Origin of the sequence: Sphingobacterium sp. UME9 (assembly GCF_014170215.1) — a bacterium.
Taxonomy (GTDB): domain Bacteria; phylum Bacteroidota; class Bacteroidia; order Sphingobacteriales; family Sphingobacteriaceae; genus Sphingobacterium; species Sphingobacterium paramultivorum.
The window spans coordinates 1149610-1165227 of the sequence record NZ_LZZP01000013.1 but is presented as its reverse complement, the minus strand read 5'-3'; the positions used below and the strand labels follow the sequence as shown (position 1 = coordinate 1165227).

Below are 15618 nucleotides of genomic sequence, written 5' to 3'. Positions count from 1 at the left end.
AAATGCACCTACTCAGGCAGCTTCATCATGGCGTATTCATTTCAATTTTGGTCTCCGCATTATGCGCTGAACCCGCAATGGTGTCAAATGCCCTATCCGCACCCAGCATCGGAACAAACATCCATTTCTTTTGATTTTCCAAACTGATCAAAGGAAGTTGATAGGTCTGTTCCAATAATTCCCGTACTTGCTCTTGCTCCAGACCGTGCAGATCCACAAGCCTATTGTCCTTCATCAGATAAAACTGATCACCAAAAAGGTACGCCATGTTGGGGTCGTGCATCACACATAACACGGTTGTCCCCTCTTTGACCAGCTCCTTGGCTGTCTGCAGAACCGCAATCTGATATTTCAGATCCAAATGATTGGTGGGTTCATCAAGCAATAATAAATCAGGTTGTTGTACCAACACGCGACAAAGTAATACCAATTGTCGCTCTCCTCCAGACAATGAGGTATAGGGTTTGTCCTCTAAATGTGTGAGGTTAAATCTATCCAAGATCTGTTCAACGGCCTCGAAGTCTTCCTTACTTGGTGAAAAACGAGAAAATGAGGCTCGTCCCGTCAGAATAACATCAACAACGCTAAAAGGAAATGTGGTCTGATGGAACTGGTTCAGAAAACCCAACTTCAATGAATTGGCCCGACCAACCTTCCAATCGCGACGTTCTGTTTCACCGATAAGAACTGATCCATTATATTTTTTTTCCAGCCCTGCAATAATATTAAACAGAGTCGATTTACCACTTCCATTTCGACCAAGAATAACAGAAAGCTTTCCTTCCGGAAACGACATGTTTACATCATTTAAAATGACATCCTTACCATAGGCAAAAGAAAGGTTTTTGATATGAATCGAATTACTCATGAATTCCAGTTGATTTCGTTACGGCGCATCAGATAAATAAACAAGGGAGCGCCAATAATCATTGTAAAAACACCGATCGGAATTTCAAATGGCATAACAGCCCTAGAAAAATCATCGATAAGTAATAGGAAAGTACCCCCAATACTGATATTTGCCCACACAATAATATTGTTATTGGGTCCAAAGATCATGCGGCTGATATGTGGTACAATTAATCCGAACAGACTAATCACCCCGACAGCTGCCACAGCTGATGCCGTAATTAGTGTTGCTACAGCAATGAAGACCAATTTCAATATTTTCGGGTTAACGCCAACAGCAATTGCTTCTTGATCTCCAAGGGCGAGAAGATTCAGCTTCCAGCGCAAAAGGATCAGGATCCCCAATCCTATTGTGATCGGCAGGAACGCTTGCTGTACTTTCGACCATGATGCCGTATGCAGATTCCCCATTGTCCATTGCACAATAGCTTGTAATTTATAGGGATCACTAATGTATTGTAACAAGGTTAACATTGCTGTAAATACACCGGAAATAACCATTCCAGCTAACACCATCCCAATAATCGAGGTTTTCAAGCCGGCATTTGAAACAAAATAGGTCAAACCTACAGCACATACACCAAACAGAAATGCCGATAGATTGACGGACAATAGAGGGAACAACATGGCCAATGCGGCCCCAAAAGCAGATCCCGAAGAAATACCCAATGTAAAAGGATCAACGATTGGATTCCTAAAAATGGCCTGTAAAATTCCGCCGGAAGAAGCTAATGCTGCTCCGACCATAAAAGTCAACAGAATCCGTGGTAAACGTACCTGCCACAATATCGTATCCATGTTATCTTTTAATACAGCATTATGGTCTCCGATATAAATTCCCACTTCCGATCCAATGCGTTGGCAGAGCTCGACAAAACCAATGTTCTGACTTGATCCTACAAGTAAGGAAAGCAATAAAACCAACAGCGGTAAAACAACTAGCAGAAACAGCTTTTTTAATTGATGTATCATTGAAGTAGTCCTGCTTTACCGTATAGTTTTTCAAAAGCTATGGTCATATCCTGATCAAGCTGTTGTTTCGTATAATCCGAAAAACACCAATGTCTAATCTGTTTGGCAAAAAGCATAAATTTGACGGTATGTGGATCGAATGGGAACGACGGTGACATCACAAATACCTGTTTATTTCTCACTGCAGGTAATGCCGCGAGTTCCTTCAGATTATATACGTCTGCCAATTTAGAATTCCAAAGAATAATGAGGTCCGGATTCCATTTATAAATCGTTTCTGCACCGACATTTGGGGCTTCCATTTCCAACGGGCAGGCATTCGCTGCGCCCGACAGACGGATCGCCATATCAATCAAACTACCTCGACCGGATGTCGAAAGCACTCTACCTTTAGACCAGGCATAATAAACCTTCTTCTGTATTTGATCCTTGGGAGCAGTCATTTTTTTGATCTCCGCCGAAACAAATTGAACAATTTCTTCCGCTCGCGCTTGCTTTCCGAGTAAGGCTCCCATCCCTATCAGTTCATTAAAAATACTTTTTTCATCCTGCGAAGAAAAAGTAAACACGGGAATTCCAAGATCCTCTAATTGGGAAATATTATCCTGATCGGTATTGAACGTCAAAACAAGATCAGGGTTCAAGCCCACTATGCTTTCCACATTATTTGCCTGGCCTGCGAAGGTAGGCGTTGCCAGTTCTTTTTTTGCAATTCTTTGATCCAATTTAGATAAAAAGCTATAGGTATCTTCGAGCTGATAAACCTGCTCAGGAATACCGACAAGACTATTTTCAGCACCCAACATATACACTTCATCAACAAGCGAAGGGAATAGTACAACCACACGCTTTGCCACATGCGCCAACACAACTTCCTTCCCTCTACTATCGACTGCTTTCACTTGACTGTTGAGCGTGCCGGATTGCCGATTTTGGCAGGCACTCAATATACCAGAGCATACCAAAAGCAATACAACTATAATTCGATTCACTTTCATTTAATTATCTTTTCGAACTTGTTCACCCAAACTGATATGCCCGTCTATTCTCTTTAAATCTGGATTCTTCTTATTTTTAGCCTGCAAACGAATCAAATCTTCGGATAACAGTAAGGCTTCCTCCAACTGAATCGACGTTCCATATTTTACCAAAATCTGCTCGTAAAGCCTTCCATCATAAGGGAGACGAAGAGATTCTTTGTCTGCCACCTTGAATATTGGCAGGTGTCTGTTTCCGATGAAATAACCGAAATCTGCAAGCTGAACCAAATCCGTTGGATTAAATCTTATCGTCAACGAAGGCTTGACAACCAAGATCGCTTGCAGCGTTTCCTGATGAAATAAACCATCACCATGGTGCCATTCCGCTCCTTGTTCCAATTGCATAAGGATTGCTTTTCCGTTTATTGTATTGCGCGTCAGGCGTCTTTTATGGACTTCATACCACTCAAGATGCACTTGATCGACCTCACTAAGGGCAAACTCCTTGTTTGCGACAATTTTATCTATTGGTATGGGCAGCTTATTCATTTTTGTAAACTTATCTTCATCACACATTAACAGCACTTTTTGACTTTGTTTTCAGGGCTATTTATTTCCTCAAAAAACAGCACTATTGCATCAACATTGAACAGGATAACAATAAAACATGGATCATTATTATCCTATTCATTTTATCTGTTGTTCATTATTTTACTTCAAGCGCTTTATATTGATCTTTTTTTGCCTGAACTCTTTCTTTCAACCAATCACACCAAGTATCAAGGCCGTCACCATTTAATGTACTGATTGTAATAACTTCTAAATTGGGATTTACCTCGCGCGCATCTTTCGTTACCGCATCTACGGAGAAAGGTACATATGGTAATAAATCCGCTTTGGAAACCAACATCAATTCGCTTGTTAAAAACATACGTGGGTATTTTTTGGGTTTATCATCCCCTTCTGTTGTCGCCAATAAGGTTACGCGGTAATCTTCACCCAAATCAAATGCCGATGGACACAATAAGTTCCCAACGTTCTCGATAAACAACAGATCTATTCCTTCAATATCGATATGATCCAGGGCTTGTAAGATCATTTGTGCCTCAATATGACACATTCCTCCAGTGACAATCTGCAAGGCATTAATACCCACATCGCGCATACGTACCGCATCACGTTCAGTTTCCGGATCACCCACCAAAACAGCGATATTCAAATCTTCCGATAAACGTTTTCCCGTCTCTTGCATCAAGGTTGTTTTGCCCGAACCCGGAGAAGAGCATACATTGATCACACAGACATCTTTCAGTCTATCGCGGATGGCTTTTGCGACAAAATCATTTGCTTTTAATAAATGTAGTGTTGTATTTTCACATTGAACCGAACCTACACGGTTACCTAAACTTTTAGGATTTGGAGTATTGTCTGACATGATAAACGATTTTTAGTCTTGTTTAAAAATTACTTTTGATATATAGAGTTCATTTCCCTGAACAATTGTACTGGAGGGTTGCCCGCAGTCACAGACAAATCGATGAAAATGAACAGGGAAATTTTTCTGGCAATGTTCACAGTATGCAATGATATCGTTTACAACGACCTCCATTTCCATATCCTGGTATTGCGTATTTTCAGCAATAAAAGCATCAAATGCATTTTGGATCAATACAGGCTGAACGTTGGATAACAATCCTGCTGTAACTTGAATTTTTTGAATATCATCTACCCTAGCCTCATAATGCGAGGTCAACGTATCAAAAATATCCTTTACTATACTTAGCTCGTGCATTGGTATATTTTAAGAAATAAATAAATTTAGAAAAGAAATGGCAGATTTCTTTGCCTGTCTGATGTGAAGAAAAGCTTACGCCTTAGCATGGAATTTTGATTTGCTCAAACAGCAAAAATCGAGCTATGGGTATAGGCTCAAGATCTAAGGTATGTTCATACCGATAGTCTTTCTGCAATGGGGATGGCAGTAGTTCATGCCAAAGCAAATCAACAGTAACCAACCAACGATCCATTAACCAATCTTGTGCTACTTCTACGTCCATTTCCGCAACAATGGATTGAAGCGATGGGTAGAGTGAACAAAAGTGGCTATGATCTTTCGGAAAATGGGTTATGCGTGAATCTCCCGCGTGTTCTGAAGGACTTTTTGAAGATAAATACGAGGATTTAAAACTATCACTTTTCAGTACAAGACTGTTTGCATTTAAAATTTTAAATGATAATAACAGTGCTGCAAACAGAAAAATAAAGTGCTTCCACATAGCTTTAACGTAACAAAGTATCAAAGATTCCTTTGAAACCAATACAAAGTTACTACCGATCAAAGAAGAAAAAGTAGCACAAATCTTGAATTTTATTTCACAAAATAGGAAACACCCAAAGAAAATTCCATAATTCTATATATATTAAATTAAAATTTGGTTAAAGTGAGATTAAAATGATATTAGAGGCAAAAATTGGGTATTTTTTGTCGCAGCTAAACATGATAGAAGATATTTTCTCCTATAGCAAAATCGTAAGAAGCCAGCCTCGATAGGAGACTGGCTTCTTGAAAGACTTAATATTTATTCATTAGCGATGCAAATCGAAGCGATCCAACTCCATCACTTTATTCCATGCCTTCACAAAATCTTGTACAAATTTTTCGTTTGCATCGGAACTGCCATATATTTCGGCAACGGCTCTTAATTCAGCATTAGAACCAAAAACAAGGTCTGCGCGTCCTGCTTCCCATTTTTTAACACCAGTTTTACGATCTGATCCTTCAAAAACTTCCCGATCCGGAGAGATTGCTTTCCAAGCCGTTCCCATATCCAATAGATTAACAAAAAAGTCATTGGTCAGTTGCCCAGGTCGGTCAGTCATTACGCCTAGTTGGGAACCATCAAAATTGGCTTGAAGGGCACGCATCCCGCCAATAAGAACAGTCAATTCAGGAACCGATAAGGTCAGCAACTGTGCCCTATCAATCAATAACGATTCCGTAGACACGGTATAAGCGCCTTTGCGATAGTTTCTAAATCCATCCGCAATTGGCTCAAGATAGCCCATGGATTCCACATCCGTTTGCTCCTGTGTAGCATCCATACGCCCAGGGTGGAACGGTACTTTGATATCATGCCCAGCAGCACGAGCTGCCTGCTCTATCGCAGCAACACCGCCCAAGACAATTAAGTCTGCCAAAGAGATTTTTTTACCGCCCTGTTGTTTTCCATTAAAATCCTGCTGAATCTGCTCAAGCGCGGTAAGAACTTTTTGCAGTTGCGCCGGATTATTGACTTGCCAATACCGCTGCGGAGCCAAACGTATTCTAGCGCCATTTGCACCACCTCTCATATCCGACCCACGGAATGTAGACGCTGAAGCCCAGGCTGTCGTTACGAGCTCGGCAGTGCTAAGTCCCGCGTTCAATAGGGCGGATTTCAATATACTAATGTCATCCGTATCGACCAAAACATGATCGACAGCCGGAATAGGATCTTGCCACAATAATTCCTCAGCAGGAACTTCGGTCCCCAAATAACGCTCTCTTGGTCCCAAATCACGGTGTGTTAATTTAAACCAGGCGCGAGAAAATACATCAGCAAACGCATCTTGATCTTCGTAAAATTTACGCGAGATCTTTTCATAGATTGGATCAAAACGCAACGATAAATCGGTCGTCAGCATCGTTGGCCTGCGCTTTTTATTTGGATCAAAAGGATCTGGAACATTCGAATCGGCACCTTTGGCGACCCATTGGTGTGCTCCTGCAGGGCTTTTTGTCAATTCCCATTCATGCTCAAACAGATTCTTAAAAAAGAGGTTGGTCCATTCCGTTGGTTTTTGAGTCCAGATAACCTCCAATCCGCTCGTAATCGCATCAGCACCTACTCCACTGCCGTAAGTGCTTTTCCAACCTAATCCTTGTTGTTCTATACCGGCAGCTTCAGGCTCTTTTCCGACATTGTCTGCAGGTCCAGCTCCGTGTGTTTTTCCAAAAGTATGCCCACCTGCAATCAAAGCGACAGTTTCCTCATCATCCATAGCCATCCGACCAAAAGTATCTCGTATATCTTTTGCAGCGGCGATAGGATCAGGATTTCCATCCGGTCCTTCTGGATTAACATAAATTAATCCCATCTGTACCGCTGCCAACGGTTTTTCAAGATCACGGGAGTGTTGCTTACCATCTGCATTATCATCGGCAGACAAAACACCATGTGCTTCAACTACACCTTCTGAACCATGTGCATAACGAATGTCACCGCCTAACCATGTTGTTTCAGAGCCCCAATATACGTCCAATTCTGGTTCAAAAGCATCCACACGACCACCGGAATAACCAAAAGTTTTGAAGCCCATAGACTCCAAAGCGACGTTACCGGTTAAGATCAATAAATCTGCCCAGGAGATATTTTTACCATATTTTTGTTTGATAGGCCACAACAGGCGACGAGCTTTATCTAAACTCACATTATCAGGCCAGCTATTCAAGGGTGCAAAACGTTGCTGACCAGACCCAGCTCCGCCTCGACCATCACTTACCCGATAGGTACCCGCACTATGCCAAGCCATCCGGATGAATAATGGGCCATAATGACCAAAATCTGCCGGCCACCAATCCTGTGAATCGGTCATCAATGCATGCAAATCTTTTTTTACAGCTTCTAAATCCAACTGCTTAAATGCTTCTGCATAATCAAAGCCTTCGTCCATCGGATTTGACTTGCTCGCATGTTGTCTCAACAGATCTACACGAAGTCTATTTGGCCACCAATCCTGATTCTGAGTTCCCCCTCCCGCAACGGCGTTGCGCATAGTACCATTGTGAAATGGGCATTTGCTAATGTCTTTTTCGTTGTTGTCCATATGAAAAGAAAGTTTATTTATATAATACCTTAAGTGATCAAATTGTTTGACTTCCACTTTCATAAAATTACACAAATGCACTCCCACTTGTACATCGAATGATTCGATACACTATAATCAAAATCTATACACACCATCATCAAGTATATAAAAACTTGAAAATCATCTTTTAGCGAGACTCCAGAAAACGCGGATTTTTAGCATTGCTAAAACAAAAGCCATTCTTTTATTATTCTACAATTAGGTTGTATCAAAAAATATTGGCCATGATTGAACTTTCTACATTTTTGGTGAGTGCTTTTATAGGAGTGAGTTTGGCGGCAGCCACTGGCTTCCGGATTTTCATGCCCTTATTTTTATTGAGTCTTGGCTGTCGGCTGGAACTGTTCCAAGTTGGCAATGAATTAGCCTGGGCGGGTTCACCTCTTGTTTTAGCAGCAACAAGTATAGCTATGATTTTGGAAATAGCGGGGTATTACATCCCTTTTATAGACAATATATTGGACAGCCTATCCATCCCCTTAGCAACCATAGCCGGTACTTTACTTTTCGCTATACAGTTTACAGATATTTCTCCTTTTTTCCGCTGGGCTATGGCCATAATAGCCGGTGGCGGTACTGCAGCAACCATTAGCACGGCCCTGGCAGGCACCCGAGCCGCCTCTTCGATCGGAACGGCCGGTTTTGGTAATTTTATGATTTCGACAATGGAAACAATCGGTTCTACAATTTTAACCATACTCGCCATATTTGTGCCTTTTATGGCTATAATCGTTGTTATAGGCTTGTTTTATTTCTTCTGGCGATTTGGCAGAGAACAACTAAATAAAAAACTTAAAAGAACTTAATAGCTGCCAAACCATTGAATCTAATGAAACAGGTGCTCCTATATTTAAAAAAATTAAAACTTTATCACAATAAAGAGATTATGCTGATAACATATGCGCCTGTTTCATTTGATCTTTTAGTATAAAACAAAACAGTGATAGATGATATTATAATCTAATTGACAGCAAAAGCTGCAATAAATTAATTGGAACTCAAAAAAACGTTAACAATCTAATTATTTAGACATATTTTATGGTCCGCTATTTTTTATCGCTTTTAATACTTTTTCTTTTGCAGTCCTGTACACAATCGAAGAAGGAAGTTAAAGATAAAGCCATTTCAAGCTATCAGGTACTCGATCTTGTTCCTAAACAAGTGACCATTTACAATGAGTTTCCAGCTTCGATACAAGGGGAAAATGTTGTGGAGATCAAACCGATGGTTTCAGGCTATCTACAGGATATTTATGTTCCGGAAGGGACAACTGTTGTAAAGGGGCAACTGCTATTTCGAATTAAAAATCCACAATATGACCAGGATATCATTACTGCTCGTGCTGCCATCAAAATTGCTGAGGCAAATGTCAACACAGCGCGTATGAATGTGGAAAAGGTGAAACCTTTGGTTGAACAGGATATCGTTAGCAAATATGAACTCGACGCAGCCCAATACAACCTACAATCCCAACAGGCATCACTTGCACAGGCAGAAGCCAATTTGGCTAATGCCCAAACCAATCAGGGATACACCTACATCCGTAGTCCTCAGAATGGAACTATTGGACTAATTCCCTACAAAATTGGAGCGTTGATCAGTAACACCGCTTCAGATCCCTTAACAACCCTCTCCAGCACAAACAATGTATTTGCCTATTTCTCTGTCAGTGAAAAACAACTGCTTTCTTTTATGGAAAATACGGCTGGACAAACATTATCAGATAAACTAGCGCATATACCGCCGGTCACTTTAGTTCTGGCCAATGGCATGGTCTACCCCACCAAGGGAAAATTGGAGCCGGCTAGCGGCGGCGTTGAAGCAAGTACGGGAACAGCTACCTTCAAGGCAACTTTTTCAAATACGATGGGATTAATTTCTAACGGCGCTAGTGCTACAATACGCATCCCTAAAGATCTTCAGCATGCAATACTTGTCCCACAGACCGCTATTTATCAATTGCAGGACAAATCTTTTGTTTATAAAATAAATAATGACAACAGGGTGTTTAGTACCGTCGTCAATACATCTCCAACAAATGATGGAAATTTTGTGGTAATCACCAGCGGTGTAAAAAATGGTGATCGCCTCTTATTGAACGGCTTAAATATCAGTGATAGTACCAAAATAACCCCCTTGACCACGAATACAGACAGCATATATCGTAGTATGAATACTTCTAATCCATAGTCTATGTTAAAGATTTTCATTCGGCGGCCAGTATTAAGCACAGTAATCTCTGTCATTATTATGGTATTGGGTATGCTGGGTATCAGCAACCTCCCTGTTGCTCAATACCCAGATATTGCACCACCCACGATACAGGTATCAGCATCTTATCCCGGGGCCAATACAACAACCTTGATAAATAGCGTCATCGTACCTTTAGAACAACAAATTAATGGAGTCGAAGGAATGGCCTATATGACATCCAGTGCTAGCAATACGGGATCGGCAAGTATTAGTGTTTATTTTTCCGTGGGAAGGGATCCAGACCAAGCTGCAGTCGATGTTCAGAATCGTATTAGTACGGTGTTGTCAAAATTACCACAGGCTGTAACGCAAGCTGGGGTTACAGTGCGCAAGCAACAAAACAGCAATGTGCTAATTTTAGGTCTTTACAGTACCAGTAGTCAATATGATCAAAAATTTCTACAGAATTATGCAGCGATCAATCTAGTGCCGCAGCTACAGCGAGCCAATGGAGTCGGTGGAGCGAATGTATTTGGCGGTGCATTAACTTACGCAATGCGTATCTGGTTACAGCCCGATAAAATGGCTGCTTATGGCCTTATCCCTGCCGATATTACCACAGCCCTAAATGCACAAAATTTCAATGCTGCCCCCGGGAAAATAGGCGACAACGGCCAGCAGTCTTTCCAATACGATATCACTTATCGCGGTACTTTAACATCTATCAAAGAATTTGAGAATATTATTGTGAAGGCGATTGGCAATGGTCAATACCTTTTTCTAAAAGATATTGCACGCGTTGAACTGGGAACACAAACATATACCAGTGTTACCACAATTAATGGCTTTCCAGCAGTTGCAATTTCTATCAGTCAGACACCAGGTTCCAACGCTCAGAATGTTATACTCGGTGCACAAAAAGTCATGGCCGAAGCGTCACAAAATTTACCTTCGGGAGTCAAAACATTAGAACTTGTCAACATCAATAATTTTCTGAGTGAAAGTATCAGCAAAGTGATTCATACGCTTATTGAATGTTTTGTTCTAGTATTCTTAGTTATCCTTCTATTTTTACAAGATGTGCGATCGACGATTATCCATGGTGTATCGGTACCTGTTGCAATCATAGGTACTTTTTTCTTTCTATATCTGTTCGGTTTTAGCCTCAACCTCCTTACATTATTCGCACTCGTACTGGCGATTGGAATTGTCGTTGACGATGCCGTTGTGGTGGTTGAAGCGGTCCACAGCAAATTAGAAAACGGCTATTCATCACCTCGAAAGGCCGCAGTTGATGCCATGCAGGAAATTGCCCCAGCCATTATATCGATAACATTGGTCATGGCCTCGGTATTTTTACCGGTTACATTTTTGGGCGGCTCGTCGGGTGTATTTTATAAGCAATTCGGAATAACTCTTGCCATAGCCATCATTATTTCGGCAATCAATGCACTTACGCTCAGTCCGGCTTTAGCCGCATTATTTTTGCGTCCCCCAAAAAAAGAGTCTGAAAATATAAACCTTGCTCAAAAAGTAAAACATCATTTCAATCATGCATATGACAAATTGATTAAAAAATATACTGCTGGAGCGACATTTCTAATAAACCGTAAATGGCTAACCTTGCTTCTTGTAAGCATCTTTGCAGCTTTATGTTATGTTATGATTAAAACAGTACCCACTAGTTTTGTTCCTGCAGAAGATATGGGTACTGTTTACGTAAATGTTACCCTTCCGGCCGCAGCAACGAAAGAGCGTGTACAACTTATCAATAAACAAATTGATAGCATCAGTCATACTATTCCTGAGGTACAGGCCACAATGACGACATTAGGACAGAATTTTTTGGGTGGAAGTGGTAGTTCGTATGGAATGCTTATTCTACGCCTGAAACCTTGGAGCGAAAGACCGGGGGTAAGCGATAAAGACATCATTGCGCGACTTACACAGAAAACAAAGTTTATTCAGGGAGCAGCCATCAACTTTATGCAGCAACCAACAATAAGTGGGTTCGGAACAAGTGGCGGATTTACTTTCCAAATTGAAGATCGTGGTGGCCATAGTGTGTCGGAATTTTTTAGTATTGCTCAAAATTTCCTTCAACATTTAAATAGCCGTGCTGAAATTCAATATGCTGCAACCTCATTCAACCCCAATTTCCCACAATATCTGATCACTGTCAATGTTGCTCGTTGTGAAGACAATGGTATTTCACCATCAACCATTCTCAATTTGATGAACGTATATTATGGTGGCTCCTACGTCAATAATTTCAATGAATTTGGCCAACAGTATCAAATTATACTTCAGGCAGATGACCCCTACCGCGGTACCATTAATCAGATGAACAATGTAAAAGTGCGTACGGGATCTGGAGAAATGAGTCCGATTACAGAATATGTTAATATTGATAAAGTGTACGGGCCTACGTCCATCGCGAGATTCAACATGTATAATGCCATTTCTGTCAATGGCTCTCCTAACAATGGCTACAGTACGGGTCAAGCCATTCAAGCTATAAACGAAGTAGCCGAAAACTATTTACCTGCGGGTTACAGTTTTGAATATAGTGGTATAAGCAAGGAGGAACAAAGTACGGGTGCACAGGCCATCATGATTTTTGGATTGAGCATTTGTTTTGTCTATCTCCTACTCAGTGCGCTTTATGAGAGCTATATACTTCCATTTGCGGTTCTGCTTTCTATGCCTGTAGGACTTAGTGGCATCTTTATTTTTGCCAAACTCTTTGGTATAGACAACAACATATATGTACAAATCTGTATGATTATGCTCATCGGATTATTAGCCAAAAATGCAATTTTGATGGTCGAATTTTCATTAAAAAAACGGAAAGAAGGGCTCAGCTTATTTGATAGCGCAGTTGCAGGTGCCAAAATTCGGATCAGACCGATCCTGATGACATCACTTGCATTTATTTTTGGATTACTTCCGCTTTTGTTTTCCACAGGAGTTGGTGCTAATGGCAATAAATCGATTGGGGTGGGATCCATCGGGGGAATGTTATTTGGGACATTACTCGGTGTCTTTGTTATTCCGGGCCTCTATGTCATTTTTCAAGGACTTCAAGAACGCCGTCAAGGAAACAGATATGATGATAACGATGAATTAATTATAGATAAACAGCATGTTTAATAGCCTCACAAAGATCACGACATATTCAAATTTGGAATAATAGACTTATGTACAACGAGATCACTAAACATTTATAACTAATTTAAACCGATGGAAAAAAGAAGACATATAAAGACATTTTTCGCGATTATACTGCTTCCCTGTATACTGCTCTCTATGTGCTTCAGCTGCAATGTCTCTTCCCCCTACAATCATCAACAACGTGTTTCGGACAATTTATTTGGTTCAGTGAGCACTGACACCAATACCATAGCCACTCTTCCTTGGAATGAGCTATTTACGGATACAATATTACAACGTTTGATTGCAGAAGGTATAACCAATAACTTGGATCTCAAGACTGCCATTGCCAATATAGGAATAGCCGAGGCAAATTTTGTACAAAGTAAACAAGCCTTCTATCCCAATCTTTCAAGTACCGTTTCCGCGGGTGGATTCCATCCATCAGATGCACAAGGTAAAAACACACAAGTATATCAGTTCTATGCCCAGTCTTCCTGGGAAATTGACCTCTGGAACAAGTTAAAAAGTAGCAAACGGGCAATGTATGCCAATCTATTGGCAAGCCAAGCGAGTAAACAAGCTGTTCAAACGCAACTGATCGCCAGTATCGCCGCGACTTATTATCAACTTTTAGCCTACGACGCACAATTGGACATTCTACAACAGTCTTTGAAAACATACGCTGCGGATACACTTACCATGCGCATCCTCAAAAATAGCGATGTCGTTACAGGGGCTGCCGTGGTACAAAGTACAGCTAATTACTACGCAGCATTATCGTCTGTACCTGATGTTAAGTATAATATCCGTCAAACAGAAAATACACTATCTTTGCTATTAGGCAGAGTTCCCGGGATTATCGTACGAGATTCGCTCAATCAACAAAATACATCCACTAGATTGAATATCGGTATTCCAGCGCAATTATTGGCCAATAGACCCGATGTCAGAGCCGCTGAGTTTCAATTAAGAAACTGTTTTGAGTCAATCAATATTGCACGGGCCTATTTCTATCCGACGTTAACAATAACAGGCGAAACTGGTCTTTATGAAACGAACTTAAAGTCATTCTTTAATGCTGGTGCTTTTTTTGCCAATATTGTGGGCGGCCTAACGCAACCAATATTCAATAATGGTCTCAATAAACAACGTCTTAAAGTTGCCAACATCAATTTCGAAACAGCCAAATACAATTATAGCAAAGTATTGCTCAATGCCGGTCAGGAGGTATCTAATTCTGTTTATGAGTATCAGATGGCTAAGGAAAAAAAAGAGTCCCGGCAGCAACAAATCACCAACTTAATAAAGGCTGTTCATTTCACAAAAGAACTCTTAAAATATAGTAACACGACAAACTATACAGATGTATTGACCTCCGAACAGAATCTCTTGACCGCAAAACAGAATGCAGTCAACGACAAATTACAGGAGTTGCAATCGGTCGTAAAACTCTATGCTGCTCTGGGTGGTGGCTGGCGATAAAACAAAAAAGGACAGCAAATTTCGATGCTGCCCTTTTTTTACTTAGAATTTACCCTGACTTACGTTTACTTCCCTTTTTAATCAATGATAACTTCTTGTGGTCGTATTACTTTCTCAAGATCTTTTGGAAGAATGACGGTCAATACCCCATCCTCGAAGCTCGCATGCACATTATCCGTAAGCACTTGTTCATTTAATTGGAATTCGCGTTCAAATGCCATTCCATCGTACTCTTTATAAATATAATCTATGGCATTGTCCTGAGCATTCTCTGTACATGAAATTTTTAGTATTCCGTCATTTATACTGACTTGGAATTGTTCCTTCTTACGGCCAGCAGCAAAAAGCTGTACTTCATAGAATTCTTGATTCTCTACAATATTTACAGGAACAGATTGCTGTCCGCCACCACTGTGTGCGGCTTCACCTTCAAAAAAATGTTGTTGAAATTTTTCAAAACGGTCTTTAAAATGTTGTCCGCAAAATTTGTTATGATTTGAATATCCTCTGGTATAATGATCTCTTTTAAACATGTCTTTAATTTTTAATATTGAATAATACGTTGAACTGATACATGACGAAAGCTTCGTCTTTGCAATTTTTTAAGCTTAATAAACGGGAACTATCGTTGCTTTCCTCGCACGTTTTTGTCCTTGTAATGGTACGATAGCGACCACTGTGTTGTATTGACGGTGAACATTCGGATATACTGGAGTTCTATCCATTTTGAATGCTTGTCTATCTCTCCTACGCATTCTTGCTGCTGCGAAGCTTCCTATTCCGAAGAGAACTGTCCCAAACAATAAGAGTTTAAAGATCGTCCCAATAATCAAGGTTGCTAATCCCGCTATTGCCGTAAGCACAATCAGGCGTGGCAATATAAATCGAAGTTTATTTTTCATTTGAATACATCTTTTTTGTAAAATGGTTGCTGGCTTCCTCCTTTTTCATCTGATTGAAAACGACATTCTCCTTGACCATTCGTATTTTGTAATTAATTATTTTTCTGTCCAACATC

The 15618-nt window shown here is 40.5% G+C and carries 14 protein-coding genes; 4 read left to right on the top strand and 10 right to left on the bottom strand.

The features are described 5' to 3' along the window. Positions 1-25: 25 nt before the first annotated feature. From A9970_RS23885 to katG, 8 genes are all read right to left on the bottom strand, one after another. The gene (locus tag A9970_RS23885; protein WP_182983998.1) at positions 26-868 is read right to left on the bottom strand and encodes an ABC transporter ATP-binding protein; all 843 of its coding nucleotides are present in this window, start codon (positions 866-868) and stop codon (positions 26-28) included. Next, a complete protein-coding gene (locus tag A9970_RS23880; RefSeq protein ID WP_182983997.1) occupies positions 865-1881 on the bottom strand; it encodes an iron ABC transporter permease in 1017 nt (338 codons plus the stop codon). The genes A9970_RS23885 and A9970_RS23880 overlap by 4 nt, the downstream gene beginning before the upstream one ends. Further along, positions 1878-2879, bottom strand: a complete 1002-nt coding sequence (locus A9970_RS23875; RefSeq protein WP_159727666.1) for an ABC transporter substrate-binding protein — start codon at positions 2877-2879, stop codon at positions 1878-1880. The genes A9970_RS23880 and A9970_RS23875 overlap by 4 nt, the downstream gene beginning before the upstream one ends. After that, the gene (locus A9970_RS23870; protein WP_182983996.1) at positions 2880-3437 is read right to left on the bottom strand and encodes an urease accessory protein UreE; all 558 of its coding nucleotides are present in this window, start codon (positions 3435-3437) and stop codon (positions 2880-2882) included. Between the two features lie 130 nt (positions 3438-3567). Continuing rightward, positions 3568-4296: a hydrogenase nickel incorporation protein HypB gene (hypB, locus tag A9970_RS23865; protein WP_159727670.1), complete on the bottom strand. Its 729-nt coding sequence runs from the start codon at positions 4294-4296 to the stop codon at positions 3568-3570. A 12-nt stretch (positions 4297-4308) separates the two neighbouring features. After that, positions 4309-4653, bottom strand: coding sequence for a hydrogenase maturation nickel metallochaperone HypA (locus A9970_RS23860; RefSeq protein WP_088162260.1), 345 nt, complete (start codon positions 4651-4653; stop codon positions 4309-4311). Between the two features lie 82 nt (positions 4654-4735). Then, on the bottom strand, positions 4736-5137 hold the full coding sequence (locus A9970_RS23855; RefSeq protein ID WP_088162261.1) for a hypothetical protein: 402 nt from the start codon (positions 5135-5137) through the stop codon (positions 4736-4738). A 310-nt stretch (positions 5138-5447) separates the two neighbouring features. Further along, positions 5448-7727, bottom strand: a complete 2280-nt coding sequence (gene katG / locus A9970_RS23850) for a catalase/peroxidase HPI (RefSeq protein ID WP_182983995.1) — start codon at positions 7725-7727, stop codon at positions 5448-5450. Positions 7728-7993: 266 nt separating this feature from the next. On the opposite strand from katG, the gene A9970_RS23845 reads away from it, so the two are divergent. From A9970_RS23845 to A9970_RS23830, 4 genes are all read left to right on the top strand, one after another. Continuing rightward, positions 7994-8575, top strand: coding sequence for a DUF4126 domain-containing protein (locus tag A9970_RS23845; RefSeq protein WP_182983994.1), 582 nt, complete (start codon positions 7994-7996; stop codon positions 8573-8575). A gap of 232 nt (positions 8576-8807) precedes the next feature. Then, entirely contained in the window at positions 8808-9959 is a 1152-nt protein-coding gene (locus A9970_RS23840; RefSeq protein WP_182983993.1) for an efflux RND transporter periplasmic adaptor subunit, read from the top strand. A 3-nt stretch (positions 9960-9962) separates the two neighbouring features. Then, positions 9963-13115, top strand: coding sequence for an efflux RND transporter permease subunit (locus A9970_RS23835; RefSeq protein WP_182983992.1), 3153 nt, complete (start codon positions 9963-9965; stop codon positions 13113-13115). A 90-nt stretch (positions 13116-13205) separates the two neighbouring features. Next, complete coding sequence (locus A9970_RS23830) at positions 13206-14600, top strand: TolC family protein (protein ID WP_182983991.1); 1395 nt, start codon at positions 13206-13208, stop codon at positions 14598-14600. A 77-nt stretch (positions 14601-14677) separates the two neighbouring features. Here the strand turns inward: A9970_RS23830 and A9970_RS23825 are convergent, their stop codons facing one another. Together A9970_RS23825 and A9970_RS23820 are read right to left on the bottom strand one after the other, a co-directional pair. Further along, a complete protein-coding gene (locus A9970_RS23825) occupies positions 14678-15133 on the bottom strand; it encodes an Hsp20/alpha crystallin family protein (RefSeq protein ID WP_153845809.1) in 456 nt (151 codons plus the stop codon). Between the two features lie 75 nt (positions 15134-15208). Beyond that, positions 15209-15502, bottom strand: coding sequence for a hypothetical protein (locus A9970_RS23820; RefSeq protein WP_153845808.1), 294 nt, complete (start codon positions 15500-15502; stop codon positions 15209-15211). Between the last annotated feature and the right edge of the window lie 116 nt (positions 15503-15618).

Excerpts from the sequence above, each read along its gene's own strand:
- A9970_RS23885 (WP_182983998.1), bottom strand. The coding sequence starts at position 868 with ATGAGTAATTCGATTCATATCAAAAACCTTTCTTTTGCCTATGGTAAG.
- A9970_RS23880 (WP_182983997.1), bottom strand. The coding sequence starts at position 1,881 with ATGATACATCAATTAAAAAAGCTGTTTCTGCTAGTTGTTTTACCGCTG.
- A9970_RS23875 (WP_159727666.1), bottom strand. The coding sequence starts at position 2,879 with ATGAAAGTGAATCGAATTATAGTTGTATTGCTTTTGGTATGCTCTGGT.
- A9970_RS23870 (WP_182983996.1), bottom strand. The coding sequence starts at position 3,437 with ATGTGTGATGAAGATAAGTTTACAAAAATGAATAAGCTGCCCATACCA.
- hypB (WP_159727670.1), bottom strand. The coding sequence starts at position 4,296 with ATGTCAGACAATACTCCAAATCCTAAAAGTTTAGGTAACCGTGTAGGT.
- A9970_RS23860 (WP_088162260.1), bottom strand. The coding sequence starts at position 4,653 with ATGCACGAGCTAAGTATAGTAAAGGATATTTTTGATACGTTGACCTCG.
- A9970_RS23855 (WP_088162261.1), bottom strand. The coding sequence starts at position 5,137 with ATGTGGAAGCACTTTATTTTTCTGTTTGCAGCACTGTTATTATCATTT.
- katG (WP_182983995.1), bottom strand. The coding sequence starts at position 7,727 with ATGGACAACAACGAAAAAGACATTAGCAAATGCCCATTTCACAATGGT.
- A9970_RS23845 (WP_182983994.1), top strand. The coding sequence starts at position 7,994 with ATGATTGAACTTTCTACATTTTTGGTGAGTGCTTTTATAGGAGTGAGT.
- A9970_RS23840 (WP_182983993.1), top strand. The coding sequence starts at position 8,808 with ATGGTCCGCTATTTTTTATCGCTTTTAATACTTTTTCTTTTGCAGTCC.
- A9970_RS23835 (WP_182983992.1), top strand. The coding sequence starts at position 9,963 with ATGTTAAAGATTTTCATTCGGCGGCCAGTATTAAGCACAGTAATCTCT.
- A9970_RS23830 (WP_182983991.1), top strand. The coding sequence starts at position 13,206 with ATGGAAAAAAGAAGACATATAAAGACATTTTTCGCGATTATACTGCTT.
- A9970_RS23825 (WP_153845809.1), bottom strand. The coding sequence starts at position 15,133 with ATGTTTAAAAGAGATCATTATACCAGAGGATATTCAAATCATAACAAA.
- A9970_RS23820 (WP_153845808.1), bottom strand. The coding sequence starts at position 15,502 with ATGAAAAATAAACTTCGATTTATATTGCCACGCCTGATTGTGCTTACG.